The organism is Bradyrhizobium sp. S3.12.5 (assembly GCF_040548225.1).
In the GTDB taxonomy this organism is placed as follows: domain Bacteria; phylum Pseudomonadota; class Alphaproteobacteria; order Rhizobiales; family Xanthobacteraceae; genus Bradyrhizobium; species Bradyrhizobium cytisi.
On the sequence record NZ_JBEPRF010000017.1, the window covers coordinates 117,113 to 135,936 of the forward strand.

The 18,824-nt window shown below is 62.0% G+C and carries 11 protein-coding genes; 2 read left to right on the forward strand and 9 right to left on the reverse strand.

The annotated features are described in order from the left end of the window. Positions 1–68 precede the first annotated feature (68 nt). Complete coding sequence (locus ABIC09_RS24855; protein ID WP_354110907.1) at positions 69–2,516, forward strand: adenylate/guanylate cyclase domain-containing protein; 2,448 nt, start codon at positions 69–71, stop codon at positions 2,514–2,516. A gap of 255 nt (positions 2,517–2,771) precedes the next feature. On the opposite strand, the gene ABIC09_RS24860 is transcribed toward ABIC09_RS24855, so the two are convergent. The 5 genes from ABIC09_RS24860 to ABIC09_RS24880 form a co-directional block, all read right to left on the reverse strand. Then, positions 2,772–6,185, reverse strand: coding sequence for a DEAD/DEAH box helicase family protein (locus ABIC09_RS24860; protein WP_354110908.1), 3,414 nt, complete (start codon positions 6,183–6,185; stop codon positions 2,772–2,774). 202 nt (positions 6,186–6,387) lie between these two features. Then, positions 6,388–6,588 carry a hypothetical protein gene (locus ABIC09_RS24865; protein WP_354110909.1) on the reverse strand — a complete coding sequence of 67 codons (201 nt, stop codon included), beginning with the start codon at positions 6,586–6,588 and terminating at the stop codon, positions 6,388–6,390. Between the two features lie 123 nt (positions 6,589–6,711). Continuing rightward, positions 6,712–7,917: a restriction endonuclease subunit S gene (locus ABIC09_RS24870; protein ID WP_354110910.1), complete on the reverse strand. Its 1,206-nt coding sequence runs from the start codon at positions 7,915–7,917 to the stop codon at positions 6,712–6,714. Continuing rightward, complete coding sequence (locus ABIC09_RS24875) at positions 7,914–9,458, reverse strand: type I restriction-modification system subunit M (RefSeq protein ID WP_354110911.1); 1,545 nt, start codon at positions 9,456–9,458, stop codon at positions 7,914–7,916. The genes ABIC09_RS24870 and ABIC09_RS24875 overlap by 4 nt, the downstream gene beginning before the upstream one ends. A 307-nt stretch (positions 9,459–9,765) precedes the next feature. Continuing rightward, positions 9,766–12,687, reverse strand: a complete 2,922-nt coding sequence (locus ABIC09_RS24880) for an EAL domain-containing protein (RefSeq protein ID WP_354110912.1) — start codon at positions 12,685–12,687, stop codon at positions 9,766–9,768. A gap of 209 nt (positions 12,688–12,896) precedes the next feature. On the opposite strand from ABIC09_RS24880, the gene ABIC09_RS24885 reads away from it, so the two are divergent. After that, a complete protein-coding gene (locus tag ABIC09_RS24885) occupies positions 12,897–13,253 on the forward strand; it encodes a methylamine utilization protein (protein ID WP_148755876.1) in 357 nt (118 codons plus the stop codon). Positions 13,254–13,258: 5 nt separating this feature from the next. On the opposite strand, the gene ABIC09_RS24890 is transcribed toward ABIC09_RS24885, so the two are convergent. From ABIC09_RS24890 to ABIC09_RS24905, 4 genes are all read right to left on the reverse strand, one after another. Beyond that, entirely contained in the window at positions 13,259–14,320 is a 1,062-nt protein-coding gene (locus ABIC09_RS24890) for a hypothetical protein (RefSeq protein ID WP_354110913.1), read from the reverse strand. Between the two features lie 423 nt (positions 14,321–14,743). Further along, positions 14,744–15,781, reverse strand: a complete 1,038-nt coding sequence (locus ABIC09_RS24895) for a cytochrome-c peroxidase (protein ID WP_354110914.1) — start codon at positions 15,779–15,781, stop codon at positions 14,744–14,746. Positions 15,782–16,098: 317 nt separating this feature from the next. Continuing rightward, the gene (locus tag ABIC09_RS24900) at positions 16,099–17,454 is read right to left on the reverse strand and encodes a Spy/CpxP family protein refolding chaperone (RefSeq protein WP_354110915.1); all 1,356 of its coding nucleotides are present in this window, start codon (positions 17,452–17,454) and stop codon (positions 16,099–16,101) included. 215 nt (positions 17,455–17,669) lie between these two features. Then, complete coding sequence (locus ABIC09_RS24905) at positions 17,670–18,692, reverse strand: LysM peptidoglycan-binding domain-containing protein (protein WP_354110916.1); 1,023 nt, start codon at positions 18,690–18,692, stop codon at positions 17,670–17,672. Between the last annotated feature and the right edge of the window lie 132 nt (positions 18,693–18,824).

The following is an 18,824-nucleotide window of genomic DNA, read 5'->3' on the forward strand; positions in this document are numbered from 1 at the left end:
TCCCAAGGCCCAAATTGTGGTAGAAGGATCCATAGCGCCGGCGTCGGTCGCGGCGCGAGAGGATCCGGATGGCGGGAGCGAACAACAAGACCTGGTTTCTGCGCGAGGGCCTGTTCGCCAAATATGTCATCTCCCTCGTCGGCCTCGTCGTGTTCGTGCTCGCCGTCAACGGCGCGATGGAGACCTGGATCTCCTATCGCGCCATCAACACCTCGCTGATCGACGGGCTCGAGGACAAGGCGCAGGCCGCCGCAAGGCGCATCGAGCAATCGGTGTCCGAGCTCGAGCGCCAGATCAGCTGGGTGACGACGGCCAGCCGGGACACGCTGGAGAAGCGCCGCGCCGACTACGCCCAGCTGCTGCAGCAGGTCGCAGTCGTCTCCGAGCTGCTCCAGCTCAACGGCGACGGCCGCGAGGTGCTGCGCGTCTCGCGCCAGTCGACCACGACAAACGGCAATGCGGACCTCGTCCGCGACATGCGCTTCACCGATGCGGTGGCGCGCGGGGTGAGCTACTCGGCGCCCAGCTTCGTCGACCAGAAACCGGTGATGTCGATCTCGGTGGCGCATTCCGGCTTCAATGCCGGCGTCACCGTGGCCGAGGTCGATCTCGGCTTCCTCGCCGATTACCTCACCGACGCCCAGGTCGGCAAGGCCGCGTTCGCCTATGTGGTCGACGCACGCGGCCGCGTGCTGGCGGCCTCGTCGAAGGGGCCCGACGTCGGCAAGGACCTGTCGAAGCTGCCGCAGGTCGCGGCTGCGATCGCGCCCGGCCGCGCGCCCGATACGTCGGGCACCGACTTCAACGGCCATTCGGTGTTGACCGCCGCGAGCACCGTGCCGAAGCTCGGCTGGAGCGTGCTGTTCGAGCAGCCGACCGCGCAGGCGCTGACGCCGATCCGCGACCAGCTCGTGCGCATCGCGCTTTTGATCGGCATGGGCCTGCTGGTCGCGATCCTCGCCGGCACGCTGCTGGCGCGCCGCATGATCATCCCGATCACGGCGCTGCGCGATGGCGCGCACAAGCTCGGCGAAGGCGACTTCAGCCACCGCATCGACGTCCACACCTCCGACGAGCTGGAAGAGCTCGCCGGCCAGTTCAACCGCATGGCCGGCCAGCTCCAGGAGACCTACACCGACCTCGAAACAAAAGTCGAAGAGCGCACCCGCGACCTCGCGCAGTCGATCAACGAGCTGAAGGTGCTGGAAGAGGTCGGCCGCGCGGTCGCATCCTCGCTCGACCTCAACGCCGTGCTGCCGACCATCGCCGCCCGCGCGCTCGAGATCAGCCATGCCGACGCGGTGCTGATCTACGGCCATGATGCCGAACGACATCGCTTCAACCTGGTCGAGGCCGACGGCATCGACAGATCGGCCGAAGGCGACCATGTCACGATCGAGGAAGGCGAGAACATCTTGAGCGAGGCCGCAGCGCGCGGCGAGCCGATCGCGATTGCCGATCTCGATCACGCCGCCGGGCAGCCGCTGCGCGACGTCGCGGTCAATGCCGGCTTCCATGCGGTGCTGGTGGTGCCGCTCGTCGACCAGCAGGGCACGCTCGGCTCACTCGTTGTGCTGCGCCGCGCCCGCGGCGCGTTCGAAGGCAGCCTCACCGGCCTGATGCGCACCTTCGCCAACCAGGCGGTGCTGGCGATGCGCAATGCGCGCCTGTTCACCGAGGTCGACCACAAGAGCCACGCGCTGGAGACGGCGCACGAGACCGTGCGCGCCCAGGCCGACCAGCTGCGCGAGCAGACCGAGCAGCTGAAGAACTGGAACAAGTCGCTGGAAGAGCGCGTCGCGACCCAGCTCGGCGAGATCGAGCGCATCCGCAAGCTCGAGCGTTTCCTGGCGCCGCAGGTGGCGCAGCTGATCGCCTCCTCCGACAGCCCCGAGGGGCTGCTCACCAGCCAGCGCCGCGAGGTGACCGTGGTGTTCTGCGACCTGCGCGGCTTCACCGCGTTCACCGAAGCGACCGAGCCGGAAGAGGCGATGAACGTGCTGCGCGAATATCACGCCGCGCTCGGCAAGCTCATCTTCAAATATGAGGGCACGCTCGACAAATATGCCGGCGACGGCGTGATGATCCTGTTCAACGCGCCGATCCAGTTCGAGGACCACACCGCCCGCGCCGTGAAGATGGCGGTGGAGATGCGCGACACCATCGGCCCGCTGACCGAGCGCTGGCGCAACCGCGGGCATAGCCTCGGCTTCGGCATCGGCATCGCGCTCGGCTATGCCACGCTCGGCCAGGTCGGCTTCGAGCAGCGGCTGGAATATGCCGCGATCGGCAGCGTCACCAACCTAGCCTCCCGCCTCTGCGGCGAGGCCCTCGCCAACCAGATCGTGGTGAGCCGCCGCGTCTACGGCATCGTCGAGCAATCCGTCGAAGCCCGCGCGCTGGATGATCTCCAGCTCAAGGGTTTTAACCACCCGGTGCTCGCGATGGAGATTTTGTCCTGGCGTGAAGAGGAGGCGACGGTGGTGGATGCGTCGGCCGCGCGGCGGAGAGGGTGAATTCGCGCTGACCGCCTGCTGAACTTGTAAGAGATCCTTACAAGTTGGCTCCGCGCGAACGCAAAAAGTCGAGAACAACCCCATGCACAGTAGCCATGGCTCTGAGCCGCATGGCGAATTTCACGCAATTTGCGGATTTGGCGAAATTCTCTTTGACACGTCGGGCAAAACACCGGCATGATGGCATCATCGGGCGTTTGCGCGTGAGGTCACCAAGCACTGATGTGCTTGCCCGTCGGGTCACAGTCGTCCCACTCAAGCAACTGCGCTGTCGTTGATCTCGCGAATCGTGCTGACGAGGCGGACGACCTTGGCCTCGTCGAACAGATGCTCCGGCCCTGTCGGCGCAATCGCGGTGAAGGGCGGTTCGTACAGCAGCGACGGGTCCATCATGCCTTGATCGGTCAAATGCTCGACCACCATGTTGATGAACTCGATTTGGGCCGCGGTCGCGGTGCCGCCGGCGATGAATCCACCGAATGCCTCGCTGACCGCAGCGCGATCAAGTCCTACGAGTGAGCGCACAAACCGTCCAAAGCCGTGGCTCGTCTCACGCGCGCGCTCGATGTCACCGGCCTCGCCAACGCCGGCATCCAAGAGCATCTTCTCCAGCTCGCTGAGATCGGACGGGGTCAGCGGCTTGCCCTGCCGTAGCTTGTGCAGGACGATATTGTCCTGATGCGCGCGCAGGAAGTGGCGGGCCTTGCTCCTGAAGCGGGCAAAGTCAGCCTCGCCTACTTGGGGCAATTGCAGTTCGACGCCTTCGCCGATCTCGTCCGCGAAGTTTGAATAAACCAGCGCCTTCTTTCCCTTCTCGATGTGCTGCACGAGGTCACGGAGGCGCAAACGTACCAGTTCGAGGAGCGGCACCGTGACGCCTTCCCACCATTGGTCGCTCTGGATTTCTTCGATCAGCTCGGCATGCTGCGCGATCGCGGGAATGGCGGTCTGTTCCTCCAGGGCGGACGCGATCTCGAGAAGCTGCTTGCGGAGCGTGTCGAAACGCTTTGAGCCCTTGAGCAGCGTCAGTTCGAGCTGGAACATCAGGAGGTCAAAGCGTTTGGCGTCCTCGGTGCCCAGCATGTGGCTTGACGGCAGCGGCGCGACTTCGTCGACCAGCTCCTTGCGCTTCTCGTCATCGATCGCGTGCCATGCATTCGGCTCGCGAAACTTTTCCACGGAGCGGCGGTGCTGACGCACGATGAAATTATCTTCGTTCATTCCGCCAACGATCTCTTGCAGCGTTTTGGCGGCGGACGCGCGAATGTCCGGCTCGCTCGGCGGCGCCTCGTCGCCCGGCTCGTAGGGAGCCTGTGCGCCAGCAGCAAAGCCGTCTGCCTTGGCATGCTTCTCATCCAGCGCCCGCACCAGATCGACCCGTCCGGCAAACAGACGCTCGGAGAGCGAACGCGCCGCGCCGGTCTCCTTCAATTCGGGATTGGCACCGAAGAACTCGATGTTCTGGCAATAGTCGAAGACACGGAAGAACTCCTTGTCCTGTCCGGGACCGAACAGATCGGGACACAGCCGCGTGCCGCGGCCGATCATCTGCCAGAACTTCGTCTTCGACCGCACCGGCTTGAAGAAGACGAGGTTGACGACCCCAGGCACATCGATGCCAGTGTCGAGCATGTCGACGGAAATCGCGATATGCGGCGCCTTGGCCTTGATCGAGAAATCATCGATCAGGCTCTGGGTGTAGGCGCCGGTCTGATGCGTGATAACACGGGCGAAATGGCCGGCCAGAGCCGGATATGCGGTATTGAAGCGCCCTTCGATGAACTTAGCGTGCGCCTCGTTCTTGGCAAAGACGATGGTCTTGCCGAGGCGGTCACCACCCTCGACCTTCAAGCCGTTCTGCATGAGGTGAGCGATCACGAGATCAACCGTCTCCTCGTTGAAGAGACGCTTGTTGACCTCGGCGGCTTCGATAGTGTCTGGGACGTCGTCCTCGCCCCATTCCAGCATGTCCCACTGGTCTTTTTCCTCGGGGCTGAGATCGTCATAGCACAGACCAGAACGGACGATCTTCAACGGCACAGAGATCGTCTTTGGCGGCACGAGATGCCCCTCAGCCACCGCCTCCTCCAGCGAATAGGCATCGGTCGGGACGCCGTCTTCGAGATCGAACAGCGAGTAGGTGTTGCGATCGATCTCATCCTTTGGCGTCGCGGTGAGGCCCACGAGGAAGGAGTCGAAATACTCGAAGATGGCACGGTAGCGCTGGTAGACCGAGCGATGCGCTTCGTCGATGACGATGAGATCGAAATGGCCGGGGCCGAACCTAGCCTTTCCTTCCTGCTTGCCGTCGATCAGGCCCATCATGGTCGGATAGGTCGAGATGAAGACGCGGCCTTCGCTGGTTCGCTCGGTCACGAGATTGACCGGAGCGGAATCAGGCAGATGCGCCTTGAAGGCACCGGCCGCCTGATTCACCAGCGCGACGCGGTCGGCGAGGAACAGCACGCGCTTGACCCAGCCGGCGCGCATCAGCAGATCGACAAGCGCGATCACGGTGCGCGTCTTGCCGGAGCCGGTCGCCATGACGAGCAGCGCCTTGCGCTCCCCGTCCTCCTCGAAATGCTTGGCGATGGAGCGGATGGCCCGGTGCTGGTAGGGCCGCTCGACGATTTTGCGGTTGATCGGCTCTGGGCCAAGCGATCTGCGGCTGGCCCGGCGCTGGATCAACAGTTCCAGTTCATCGTGCTTATAGAAGCCGCCGATCTTGCGCGGCGGATAGCGGGTATCGTCCCAGATCCAGTGCTCGTAACCGTTGGAGTAGAAGATCACGGGACGCTGGCCGTAGCGCGCTTCCAGACAGTCGGCATAAAGCTTGGCCTGCTGCTGGCCCGCGCGGGCATCTTTGCGGGTCCGCTTGGCCTCGACCAGGCCGAGCGGCTTGCCGTCCGCGCCCCAAAGCACGTAGTCGACGAAGCCGACGCCCTCGTTGTTGGGCATGCCCTCGACCCGGAACTCGGTGTCGTCGGGTTTGTCGAGCGCCCAGCCCGCCTCGCGCAGCAGGAGGTCTATATAACGATCCCGGGTCTCGGCCTCGTTGTAGTCGTGGATATCAGGCTTCGCTTCCGCGGCCTTGCGGGCCACGGCGACCTCGGCACGGACTTTCTTCAGCTCTTCGTCAAGGTTCTGCTTGTCGAGCAGCAGCTTGGTCAGCTCGCCGTTCTTGGCGTCGAGCTCGGCCTGCTGGGTCTTGAGCTGGACGAACGCCTTCTTCAAGACATCGTCGCGGCGCGACAGCACCGACGGATCGAAGACGAGGCTATCCGCCGGCTTAACCTTGCCATACGTGCGGGCAAACCAGAAGCAGACGTGAAACAGCTCCTTCACCGCGCCCGTGGCATCGCCGGAGCTGATGCGACGCTCTTCATGGACCGCGCGGTTGCGGAGCGTATTGATGTACTTCGCTTTGGCGAACACCGCCTCGCCCGCCGCGCGGCGAAAGCTCGGCTCATGCAGCAGTGCGGCGATGTTGTCCTGATAGGGCAGCTTGAGATTGGGGTCGGATCGGAACGCCCATTTCACGGCAACCTCGACGGTCTTGCCGGCAAAGAACGCCGCCGCAGTCGGCGACACCGCCGCCTGGCGCTCGGCTTCCACCGCGGCCTCGTGCACGGTGGGGAATTCAGCGGCGAGGAAGGTAAAATTCGACATCGGCCGGCTCAGGCGGCTTCCGCCGCCGCGCGGGCCGGACCGGCCTGATCAAGACTCTGAGGCAATTTGGCTCCCCTGCACCTACCTGTCTGCCCGACAGGCCTCAACGGCGGGGATATCGTCCCATCCGGGCGAGCCGGATGCAACCCCTACGGGATCGTCCGCCAACCGCGCGCGCCGGGACGTGCCGCCAGGCGCCCTGCTACTTGGCCGCGTCGAGTTGCTCGATATCCTCTTTGAGGAGGGTGTTCACCAGCTCATTCAGCGAAGTTCCCTTCGCATCGGCCAATTCGGACAGATAGGCCAGCACATCCGGCTCCAGATGGACGGGCGGCACGATGCGCCCGCCTTTCCGGAAGAACTTGCCGCGCTCGGCGGTCGAGAAATCATATTCGTCCTTCATCGGGTCACCCATTTTCGTAGGACCTGATCTCGCGGCGGGTCGGGCGGCGCGCCGAAATGATGCGGATCGCGGCCCGCTTCCGGTCGCAGGTGAGGTGACGACCCCGGATTTGAGGTCAGCCAATCATAGTCGTCCAGAGAACGCTCTTGCCTGCAACGACGAAAAAAGATGCCCGAGCACTTCTAATGATTTGGCATGCGCCTGTCGATTCTGATCCACCATCTCGACCGCTCGACAAAACTCCTCTTGAGCAGCAACTGGCGGCACAAAAACTCGAACCTTGCTCAGGTTAGACTGGTTAATACCCGAGATAGTAGATTGCGTGATGAAACGGGCAAGCTCTCTTGCTCGGACGAGCGGGAGGGAAAGATAATGGTACAAGTAAGGAGAGCGAATAGTTCCCTTTCTCGGTCGCAGCCTAACGAATGATGATTCGTATAGGAGCGGCTCACCGGAAAAGGGAATCAGGCAGGGTTTCGCAGCGCCTTCAATGTTGAGGGATCGGCGAGCAATAATGAGATCTGATTGGGAGAGTCCATATTTTTGAACATCTGCCGAGGTTGCCATTACACGTCTTAAGCTTCCTCGTTGAACGACGCCATAGAAGGCATCGCTCATGTGAACCATCTCGGTACCGGCTTGAGTAGAGCTATAAAGGTCCGCCGGATAGTAGGCTCCATTTTGGAGGTCCACTATCTCGCCAAGCATCTTGGTGGAGCGATCGGACATGAGAGAGATTTCTCGTCCAAACATCTCCATGAAAAGCGACTGCACAAGATCATCGAGTAGCTTGAGGGCTCGTCTACGTATCCGGCGCAGATTATCGGCCGCGTCTAGGATCGCTGCGATCCGCCGCTGGTCCGCAAGAGATGGAAGTACAATCGGCGTCGCAGCTATCTCACCGGTGCGAATCCTCGGCAGTTGACCTGGACTAGAGCCAATCGGAGCCGTCTCAAGAAAATGATCGCTGCGAAGAAATCGCGCAATGTAGTCGCGATCAACATCAGGTCGGACTATGAAAACATACTGATCAACTGAGCAAATTCCGTCGAATTCGGCAATCCAAACTTTGTTCAGATACGGGCGCAAGTAACCGTAGACGATATCGCCTGAAAAAAACCGAGCGCGCCTTCCTGTCAGATCCGATAAATCAATATGCTCTGCCCCGACACGGACGCCGGTGTCCCGCTCGATGTGCTCTAACCCGACGAAAATCGAAGATCCTGTCGGCTTATCCTTTGGATGTACAATCTCGCTCCTAAAATCTAGCAGATCTCCCAATTGGCAAGTCCGAGCGAACGTGAGGCCAATGTCCGCCTTTGAGTTCACGTCGAAATTCCCTCCAGCTCGTTCAATCCTTTCGCAAGCTCCTTCTCAAGCTCCCTCAATTCCGCAATGATCTCTTTTGGCGGACGGTGGTCGGCCACCTCGTGAACCACCTCTTTGTAGCGATTGATGGAAAGATCGTAGCCCGCTGCAGCAATCTCGGCCTTAGGCACGGTGAAACTCTGAGCAGTCCGTGGCTGTACACGTTCGGTGCTTCCCCGCTCCTTCCAACGCGCAGCGATGTCAGGCAAATTGCTCTTCACATGCTCGTCGGCATCGAGCTTTGCCTTCGGTCCGATCTTGTCTGCAGGCAGTAATGCGTTACGCTTGTCATCGAGAGAGAACCCGTCCCCTTGGCAATCGTAGAACCAAACGTGATCGGTGCCGCCGGAATTGGTCTTGGTGAACAGCACCATCGCCGTCGACACGCCGGCATAGGGCCGGAATACGCCGGACGGCAGTTTCACGATGCCGTCCAGCTTGTGATCCTCGACCAGCATTTTACGAATCGCCTTGTGCGCGGTGGACGAGCCGAACAGCACGCCGTCCGGCACGATCACCGCCGCGCGCCCGCCGGGCTTCAGCAGCTTGAGGAACAGCGCCATGAACAGAAGCTCTGTCTTCTTGGTCTTGACCACCGCCAGCAGATCTTTGGCCGTCGTCTCATAGTCGAGCGAGCCCGCAAACGGCGGATTGGCGAGCACCAACGAATAACGATCGATATCGCCAGCATGCTCCTGCGACAGTGAATCCTTGTAGCGGATGTCCGGGTCCTCGACGCCATGCAGCGTCATGTTCATCGAGCCGATGCGCAGCATCGTGCCGTCGAAATCGAAGCCGTGGAACATCTCCTCGTTGAAATGGTCGCGGCTTGCCTTGTCGTGAAACAGCTTCGGATGATTGTCGCGCAGATATTCGCCGGCCGCGACCAGGAAGCCGCAGGTGCCGCAGGCTGGATCGCAGATCACGTCTTTCGGCGTGGGCGCGGTCATCTCGACCATCAACGCGATGATGTGGCGCGGGGTGCGAAACTGGCCGTTCTGCCCTGCGGTCGCGATCTTGCCCAGCATGTATTCGTAGAGATCGCCCTTGGTGTCGCGGTCCTCCATCGGGATATCGGCGAGGAGATCGACGACCTTGGCGAGCAGCGCCGGCGTCGGAATGGTGAAGCGCGCACCCTTCATGTGAGTGGCGTGCGCGGTGCCTTCTTCCGCCATGTTGCGCAGGAACGGGAAGACGTGTTCGGAGACGATGGTGAACATCGTCGCGGGGTCCTTGTTCTTCAGCCGCGACCATCGCATCTCCTCATAGGCGACGCCGCCGCCCTTGCCGATGCCGTCCTTGCCTTTGGGGAAGATGCGCCGCTCCATCGGCTTGCCGAGGCGGTTGGCCTTGTTCTCCTCGCGGGTATGGGCCTCGTCGAGGCCGCGGATGAAGAGCAGATAGGTGATCTGCTCGATCACCTCGATCGGATTGGCGATGCCGCCCGCCCAGAAAGCGTTCCAGACGTTGTCGATCTTGGAACGGAGTTCACCCGTGAGCATTCCCTGCCTCGATTTGCGTTCGCCGGAGGTTGCATTAGCAAATGCGGCGGGGGAAGCGAAGCGCGGCTTTGGTGGGAATGGCAGGGGCTGTGGAGGACTGGGAAGGCGAGCCAGCGTATTGTATTGTGATGCGGCTGGCAGCTTCCTTGCTGCCATCCTTCGAGACGCCCGCCAACCGACAGGAAAGCTGTGGGTCGAGCCATCGCTCGGCACCCGAACAGAATGCTCAGGATGGCGCAACAGCGCACCTGTGTCGCCCCACCAAGACCGAGAGCACGTCGATTTCACTGAGCAAGCGAGATGAACCTTAACTGGCTCTCAGATTGGCCCAGTCACTTCTCTTGAGACTCTTGAGGCCGTTTCTCAAGCTTAGGATCGTCGATGCGAGTTCTGTCGCCGGGACCGGACGGCTGAACAAGTATCCCTGCGCCTCGTTGCATCCTTCGGCCTTCATCTGGTTCAACTGCTCAATTGTCTCAACGCCCTCCGCCGTCGTCGTCATGCCGAGGCTCTTCCCGAGGCTGGTGATCGCTCGGACAATCAATTTCGATCCCTTTGTGGCCGTCACGTCGCGGACGAACGATTGGTCGATCTTGAGTTTGTCAAAGGGGAAACTGCGCAGATAGCTGAGCGAAGAGTAGCCGGTACCAAAATCATCCAAAGCGATGCGCAGCCCACGCGCCTTCAGCTCATGCAGCGTCGCAATGGTTTCGGCGCTGTTGCCAAGGAGAACCGATTCAGTGATTTCGAGCTCAAGTCGATGTGGCGCCAGCGCCGAAGTATCGAGTGCTTTCGCGATGAGGGCCGCGAGCCGTGGGTCACGAAACTGAGTGGCCGAAACATTGACCGCAATCTTGAGCTCGTTCGGCCAACTCGCCGCCTGGGCGCAGGCACGATTGAGCACCCATTCCCCAAGCGGAGTAATGAGGCCAATCTCTTCGGCGACAGGGATGAACTGGTCCGGCGGCACCATTCCCCTCTCCGGATGTCGCCAGCGCAACAATGCCTCAAAGCCGCTGATCCGGTCCATGCGCAAATCATAGATGGGCTGATAGAACAAATCGAATTCGTCCTTGTCCATGGCTTCGCGCAGGTCGATTTCGAGCGCTCTTCGGGTTTGAAGACTCGTGTCCATTGCCGGCTCGAAAAACCGCCATGTTCCCCTGCCGTCCATTTTGGACCGGTACAACGCCATGTCCGCATTTTTCAGCAGTTTCTCGCGCGTCGTGCCGTCACCCGGTGCCAGGGAAATTCCGGCGCTGCAGCCGACGATGACCCGATGTCCGTTCAGCTCATAAGGCGCTCCGACATGCTCGACGACACACCGGGCGAGGTGCGCAGCATCGTCAGCGTTTCGGACTTCAGATTGGATGAGCGCAAACTCGTCGCCCCCCAGCCGCGCAACCGTATCACCCTCTCGGACGCACGCACTTAATCGGGCCGCAACCGCGCAAAGCAGCGCATCACCCACCGGATGTCCCAAGGTGTCATTGACCTGTTTGAAATTATCCAAATCAATACAGAACACGGCAAACCCCGCACCTCGGCCCGCCTCTGCAACAGCTTGTTCGATCCGCTCGGCGAACAAAGACCGGTTTGGCAATCCCGTCAGAGCGTCATGCCGCGCCATGAACGCGATCTGAGATTGCGCCCTTTGTTGTTCGGTCACATCTTCACAGCTGATGAGCCAGCCGCCGTCGGATGTGGAGCGACAGGCGATCGAGACAACGCGGTTGCCGCTGAGCTGCTGAAGGTAGGAGCCGTGTTTCCCGCGCGCCAACAACTCCTCGCTTTCCGCGCGAAGGTCAGCCACCGTCTGGCTGCCATGATTGCCGGCGGCAACACTCAGGCGGAGGACATCCTCGAATGTCATCCCTGGAAGCACGAGCTCCGGCGAAATATCGAAGATCTCGCAGAAGCGCCGGTTGACGACCTGCAGCCGTCCTTCTCCGTCATAGAGACAGAGGCCTTGCGACATGTGCGAGAGCGCCGCATCCAATCTCAGATTGGTCGCGTGCAGCTCGGCTTTCTGCTGTCTCAAACCGGTAATGTCGCTGAAGACGAGGATGACGCCGCCCTCCTGGGTCGGGCTGCGGCTGACCCGCAGCCATCTTCCATCCGGGAGTTGGGCCTCGCTCTCCACCCCTTCGACCTCGTTAGCGTCCTCTTGCAGCATGAGGTCCGTTGAGCGCTGGGTGCCGGGCGCACGGGCCGTCCGCAACGGATGGACCAGCTGCGGAGAGCAGCGAATGAATTCGCTCGCTCTGGAATTGGCCAACGCGATCTGGCCGCTTTGGTCGAGGAGGACGACGCCCTCGCGGGAGTGCTCGAGCGCATCGGAAAGCCGCGCCTGCGCCGAACGCCGCTGCGCCACCTCCCGCTCGACCATCGCCCTGATATTGTCCCGCATTCGGCCCATGGCGGTTAACAGCGTACCCAACTCGTCGCCGCTGCCTTCCGGAATGCCCGTGTTCAAATCGCCATCGGCGATGCTCTGGGCCGCTTTGGATGCGATGGCGACGGGACCAATGATCCGCCGTGCCAACAGCCAGGAAAAAAGACCGGACAGAAGAAGGGCGACGGTCAGTCCTGCGACGTTGAGTTGTATATCCCGCTTGATCGCAGCAAGCGCTCGCTGACGAAATAGAAAGCCATCGCCGGCAGTATAGTTCACCAGCAATTCGATCTGCTGATTCACAGTGCTCGAATACTGATCAACACCATTGACCTCATGACCGCTCGCTTCCTGAAATTGACCTCGACGAAGCGCGATCCAGGCATTTGCCGCCTCCTGGACCTTGGCGGCTGCTTGTGCGGCGCGCTCGGACTGTGACCGCTCGGCCGCGATGGTGACGTCTTCCGAAAGCGACTTGGCCAGCTCCTCGATTTCGGCATCGAGCCGCGCCTGGACCGCTAGGTCTTTTGTGAGCAGCCGTTGTGCAGATGCCACGCGCATTCCGGCGAAATCGGCGCCAGCCGCCCGCGCGTAGTTGATCGACATCAATGACTCGTCGAAGGTTTTCGCAACCAGGTCACCGGCGTGCCGGATACCGAGTGTGGCATACCCTCCCAAAGCTGCCGCAATCGCGCTCATTGCAAGACAGAAGATCAAGATTCCGGTTCTGATCGAACCGCGCGCGACAAGCCGCGACACCCGAGCGATTATCGACCGAAAGGTCTCGATAACCGCGTTCGGTTGACGCGCAACGCTGCCGACGAAAGGACCCATCACAGTGTCTTTCGCTGTAAACACCTAATCGCAAACATATCGCGCGGAGGCAGCAGCGGCTCCGCCTAAAATTTCCCTAGCAATGACTGCAAGGGATGCGGAAATCGTTAAGATCAACCTGTGATAAGTATGGGGGTACTCACGCGGCTCGAAAGATTCGAGCCCGGACGGATTCTTGGTAAAGTTGAAGTTTCAGCGGGGTTGAAATAATGGCGAGGTTTTTGCCTTTGCGCGCAGGCGGGCTCGGTTTTCAGATCACGGCCGCAATTGTAGGGGGTCTCTTCGCGGGAGCCGCTTTGGGCGCGGCTCCTTACACGATCTCGCAAAAGGATCGGGAGTTTAGGCCGAGAGAGATCATCATCAAGCGCGGCGAAACTTTACGGTTCGTTAACGACGACGGCGAGCTCCTCCACCACGCCTATTTGAGCGCGGACAGCTTTGATTTCGATACCGGGGATCAGCAGCCGGGCAGCCAGTTCGACGTCGTTTTTTCCGTGCCTGGTGACTACACCGTGCTGTGCGGCATTCATCCCAAGATGAAGCTTGGCGTGCACGTCACCAAGTAAAGACCCTAGAGAATCGTCGTGTTGAAGATCGCGGCGTGGCCAACATAATAGGCGAACAGCGTGACCGTCAGCGCCGCGCATAGTCCTGCCGGGGCGAGCCACGGCGAGCGATAGTCTGACGCGGCCTGCCGGGTATCGCAAACGATCGCGACCAGGACGACGATGATCGCCGAGTGGCCGATGACATCAAGCTTGCCGAATTCGAAGCATGCGCTGATAAACATGCCGAGCAACATGGCCGCCGCAATGCGCCGGACTAGCGGTGTCCAAGCCAAGGCAAAAGCGAGGGTGAACTCGACCATTCCCGCGGCCCGCATGTAGAACTCGCTTTCGAACCCAAGCGTGATGCCGGGATGCTCGATCAGGAGCGGAAAACTCCATTCCGGATAGGCCCACTTCTCGATCGACGCCCACATCAACGTGACGGCGGTCGCATAGCGCACCACGTCGAGCGGCGAAACGCCGAAGAGGTCCTTTTGCAGCCCGGTGAGGGCGAGGTAGGCCGCAAACCCGAGAAAGATCGGATAATCGGCCAAATGAAAGGTGCCGTAGTCCCGTACCGCGAGCGCGAACAACACCGCGATCCCGGCCGCAGATAGCGGCATCGTGCGACGCGACAGCAGGCCGGCGGCGATGGCAAGCTGCAAAGGCCCGACCAGCGCGGACGTCGTTTTCAGTTCGGGGGTCAGGATGATACCTCCGACCGCCCAGAGCGAGACGAAGAAAAACCCGCAGACTGCGCGCATCATCAGCTCGGTATGCAGCTCCAGCGTCTCCGTGAAGCGGTTCAGCGAGCGGGCCATCAGCTCACCCAAAGATGTCCGCTCCACCACACAGCCGGAAAAGAACCAGAGCAAGGCAACGCCCAGGAGGAGCTCAAAATCCTGGCACAGAACGTTCTCAAGGCCGCGCGGCTGGCCGGCAGCGTCGTAGGCGCAAAACCATTTGACATGGGCGGCTGCCTCTTCCGTCCCCAGGATCCAGACGCAGAATCCGGCGATTGACGTGGCAAACAGGTAGATTGCTCGGGAGGCCGAAACGGCATCTCGTCCCAGAGACCTGAACATTTCAAAAAACCGCCCGTCTTAAACGCACATCCTTAACGATCTATTCACCCTAGCATAAATTTTAAGGTTTGTGGCGCCTGTCGCATCCGCTGGTTGTTTGGTGGTTAATGGGGGCGGCACCGGGGCTTATTTGAACGGCCAACCCACCGCAAATCCCTTCAAACTTTACGGATCTTGAGGACGGGCCTTCAACCCAGGGGGCGTACTAAACGGCGGACAAGCGGATGATTGGAGCAGTCCATGTTCGGAGCGTTAAGTGCGGCAGGTGTGGCGGTGGGCTCGGTCCTGGCCCGCGGCGCAAAGCGGTACGCAGTGCGAGCCGAAACCCTGGAGGCCTGGACAGGCGCCCTTCTTATCTTCGGTTTTGGCCTGTTGGGGTCGGCATTGCCGCACCTTCATTGAGCCCCTTCTCGGCCGGCCCGATCAGGGAGCTCGTTGTCCGGGCACCTCGGGGAAAGGCACTGCCGGGGACGAGGCGGTAAGGGTTTGAAGAAAGGCGATCAGATCGCTCTTTTCGTCCGCCGTAAGGAACAGTGGCCGGATCGAAGGCGATCGGCTAGGTCGATCGATCCCACCATTGTTATAGAGCTCGATCACCTGTTCGAGCGTTGCCACAGAGCCATCGTGCATGTAGGGCGCGCGGCGCGTGACATCGCGCAAGGTCGGCGTCTTGAACGCGTATCGCAGCTTTTGCGATGTCGGAAACAGTCGGCCGCGCCCAATATTATCACCTGTTGCAGTGCCGATATCCTGGAACGATCCATCTGTAAAAGACGGCCCGCTGTGGCAGTTTGAGCATCGTGCTTTGCCGTTGAAAATCTCGAAGCCGCGTTTCGCCGGCGCGCTGATCGCGGCGTCATCGCCCGTGATCCACCTATCGAACGGCGACTCGCCAGCGACAATGGTGCGTTCAAAGGTCGCCAGGGCGGCTTCGATCCTGGGCCGCGTGATTGCACGATCTCCGAACGCGTTTGCGAATGCATCACCATAGGCCGGTGCGGTGGAGAGACGCTCGATCAGCTCCGATTCCGTCAGATTCATATTCGCCCGGCCAGTGATCGGACCAAACGTCACGGCCTCGATATCCCTGAATTTCCCGTCCCAGCCCAACGGTTCACTGAACGCCACATCGATCAGAGTGGGCGAACGCAACGGCAGACCCCTCGGGTCCTCCCCGATCGCATGCGCGAGGCCATCACCCCACGAAAGTGACGGGTTGTGGCAAGTCGCACAGGAAACGGTACGGGATCTCGATAGCAGTGGGTCGAAGAACAACATCTGCCCAAGACCCGCTTTCGCCGCGGAGTAGGGATTGTCATCCGGAAAAAGAATGGTTGCGGGCCGACGGTAGCTGGCACGGATCTCCGTAGCCTCGCCTGGTTTCTCGGCGGACATCAAGGCAAAACGCTGGCCCAGCGGCAAAAGCGCCGCAAGTAAAGCCAGGCTGACCCAGACCTTCATCGGCTCCTCGGACGGAAATACCGGATCTGTATATGAAGTGTTAGTCAACGAAGCTTTAATGGATGACGGCAGATCCGAACGAACGCGCCGACAGTGGATCGAAGACGATGACCGCATAGGCGCTCAACAGGTAATATGATCATGGTCCGGTCAGTCCGCGCGACTGCCAATAGGCAATGGCGCACCCAGGACGCAGTTAGGTCGGGAGGCTGTTAGTTAGCGCCGCATGCGGCCCGCTTATTGCGGGCTCCACAAGGATGAGGATCTGTTTCGCGTAGGTGTTGGATGATGCCGCGCAGACGGACGTCTTGCAACTCTCACATCCCCCGCTTCGGCCCGATCGCCTCAAACGCGGCCTTCTGCTCGTCGCTCAGGTCGAACTCGAAATCATCGAGCGCATCGCCGACGCCGCCCACCGCCTGCTGCATCCTCTCGAGCCGCGTCTTCACGGCGGCGAGGCGGGCCTGTGGTGTTGATGCAGCCTTTGTCGGACAGGGACTAAGCGTCTCCATGGTGCGCAGCGTGGTGTCCTGGAGCACGTCGAGGCGGGCGCGTCCGGTGTCGTCGAGCTTCAGCGTGGATGCGATCTCGGCGGCGGGCCATTGCTGCTGCACGAGCTGCTCGTATTGACGCTGCGCCTGCACATCGTAGCGGGGATCGTTGTTCGGATCGCAGGCTGCGGCGGCTTGCGCGTCCTTGTGCTGGGCGGATGCAACCGCCGCACGACGTTCGTTGGTGAGCTTCTCGAGCTTTGCTTTCTGGCTGTCATCGAGGAGATCGACGAATTTGGCGAGCGGCGCCGCGAGCGCGTCCGTGGCCTTGATCATGGCATCAAGCCGGGCTTGCATCACGCCGAGGCGCTCCGGCGCGGTCATCGGCGCCTGCGCCGGGCACGAGGCGCGGATGGTGTCGCGCGCGGAGGCCCAGGCGGCGCCGAGATCGTCGAGCGCGGTGCGCTGCATCTCGTTCGGCTGCACCGCGGCGGCGATACGGTCGACGGGCAGGCCGCCGGTGTCGCTGGCGTCGCAGACCGCCTCCACCGGCGGCACTCGTCGCGCACGACGTCCTTGCGGCGCGGTGTAGGCGGCGAGCTCCGGAGCCGCATAGGGCGCGAAGATCGCGGCATAGATATCGCCATAGCCATAGAGCGACAGGCTGGTGGCATCGCCGAAGATTACCGCATTGGTGAGATCGTCATGCGCGAACGGCCAGAACACGGGACCGACCCAGCCGTAGCTGCCGTCGGGATGGCGCCACCAGCCCTGCGGACGGCGGCCGCCGTGCCAGCCCGACAGCGCGGCCTGCGCCGTGAGCGCCGCGCGCATAATATAGGGGTTGGCGGGCTGACCGCGCTCGGCTCCGTTGGGAATCTGGCGCGGATCCTGCGACCTCAGCGCAGCGGAGCGATAACGACTGCCGCGCACCGCCATGCGGGCGTGGCGCAGCCGCGACAGGCCGATGACGTGGCCGACGGCGAAGCGCGCGATACCGAGCGGCCCGCCGCGGAGTCCGAACTGCGCCTGGGCTTGATTTGGCAACAGCACTGTCAGAATCGCGAGGACCGCGCCGGCCAGCGCCAAACGCAGGCGGAATCTCGACCTGATCACCAAGCCGACCACCGAAATGATCACTTCTTGGCCCTCCTCCAGCGCCAAGCCCAGATCGCGTCGCATCGAGAAACTCGCCGGGGAACCAAATGTTCCGCGGCGAGACGGGCAAAGCGTCGCCGTCGTCTTACCTCGCCCCGCTTGCGGGGAGAGGTCGGATGACATCGCAGATGTCATCCGGGTGAGCGGGTACAGGTCTCTCGACGATTCCGCCCGTGGAGAGAGCCCCTCACCCCGCCCTCTCCCCGTAAGAACGGGGCGAGGGAGAAGGAGAAGCCGCCTCACTGCGCCCTTTGCGGAACCAAGACGGTCTGGCCGGGGTAGATCAGATTGGGATTGTGGATCTTTGCGCGGTTGGCGTTGAAGATCACCGCGTAGCGCGCGCCGTCGCCGTAAGCGAGACGGCTCAGCGCCCAGAGGCTGTCGCCGCGGGAGACCACCCGGCTGCCGCCGGCTTCCGCCGTTGCAGTGTTGAGGACGTCCGCGGGCGAGGCGGACGCGACCGTGGTACCGGCCGCCGGCATCCTCGCCATCGCCTTTGGCTTGGGCGTGCCCATCATGCGCGGCCGAGCCGCGGACCGGTCCAAAGCCGAGGCCAGGCGCGGCGCCGGCAGGGACGCGACGATGTCCGATTTGTCGTTTTCAGCCGGCTTCGCTGCCGCTGCGACGCGCGCGGGCGGCGGCGCGGCTTCGGCAATCGTCACCGGCATGGTGCGGCTGGACTGCATGACGGAGCCGTCGGGCGCCCTGGCGCGCAGCGTCAGCTCGTAGCTGCCGGCGGGAAGCTTTGGCGGGGTCATCACGAACTGGCCCGAGGCATCGGCCACCACGCTGTCGAGCGGCTGGCCGTCACGCATCAGCTCGACCTTCGAACCCGGCGCGGCCCGGCCCGCGATCACCGCGGCCTCGCCTTGATCGTCGACGCGCGCGACGTCGAAACGGGGACCGGCATCCGCAACTGGTGGCTGCGGCTTGGCCGGCGCGATATCGGCCAGCGCCGCGACCTGCTTCTCGGTCTCGGCCAGCGCCCCCGCCTTCGCGGTGCCGGGCGGTGCCGGCGAGGCGGACGGCGCGGGCGGTGCAACCGCGGCGAGTTTCGGTTGTTCGGAGTTCAGCTCAGTCTTCGGCTCAGTCTTCGGCTCAATCTTGGCCTCAGGCTTGACCTCAGGCTTGGCGACGACCGCGAGCTCGGTGCCCGCCCCGCCCGGCAGCAGACGGCGCAGCTCGGTCGGGCCGATCACCAAGACGGTGCCGGCCACCGCGAGCAGACAGAATGCAATGAAGGCCTTGGATGCGGTGATCATCAGTCCTCAAACCTTAATCGAAATCTTGGGTCGCAAATCGGCTCCGGCAAAGTGCGCCGATTTGGCTGCGGCAGCAAGACGGTCAATGGGATGAACCGAGGTAGCCCCGTCGGCGTCAAATGGGCGAAGCCG

Coding starts and splice junctions, on each gene's coding strand:
- ABIC09_RS24855 (WP_354110907.1), top strand. CDS start 69: ATGGCGGGAGCGAACAACAAGACCTGGTTTCTGCGCGAGGGCCTGTTC.
- ABIC09_RS24860 (WP_354110908.1), bottom strand. CDS start 6,185: ATGTCGAATTTTACCTTCCTCGCCGCTGAATTCCCCACCGTGCACGAG.
- ABIC09_RS24865 (WP_354110909.1), bottom strand. CDS start 6,588: ATGAAGGACGAATATGATTTCTCGACCGCCGAGCGCGGCAAGTTCTTC.
- ABIC09_RS24875 (WP_354110911.1), bottom strand. CDS start 9,458: ATGCTCACGGGTGAACTCCGTTCCAAGATCGACAACGTCTGGAACGCT.
- ABIC09_RS24880 (WP_354110912.1), bottom strand. CDS start 12,687: ATGGGTCCTTTCGTCGGCAGCGTTGCGCGTCAACCGAACGCGGTTATC.
- ABIC09_RS24885 (WP_148755876.1), top strand. CDS start 12,897: ATGGCGAGGTTTTTGCCTTTGCGCGCAGGCGGGCTCGGTTTTCAGATC.
- ABIC09_RS24890 (WP_354110913.1), bottom strand. CDS start 14,320: ATGTTCAGGTCTCTGGGACGAGATGCCGTTTCGGCCTCCCGAGCAATC.
- ABIC09_RS24895 (WP_354110914.1), bottom strand. CDS start 15,781: ATGAAGGTCTGGGTCAGCCTGGCTTTACTTGCGGCGCTTTTGCCGCTG.
- ABIC09_RS24900 (WP_354110915.1), bottom strand. CDS start 17,454: ATGCGACGCGATCTGGGCTTGGCGCTGGAGGAGGGCCAAGAAGTGATC.
- ABIC09_RS24905 (WP_354110916.1), bottom strand. CDS start 18,692: ATGATCACCGCATCCAAGGCCTTCATTGCATTCTGTCTGCTCGCGGTG.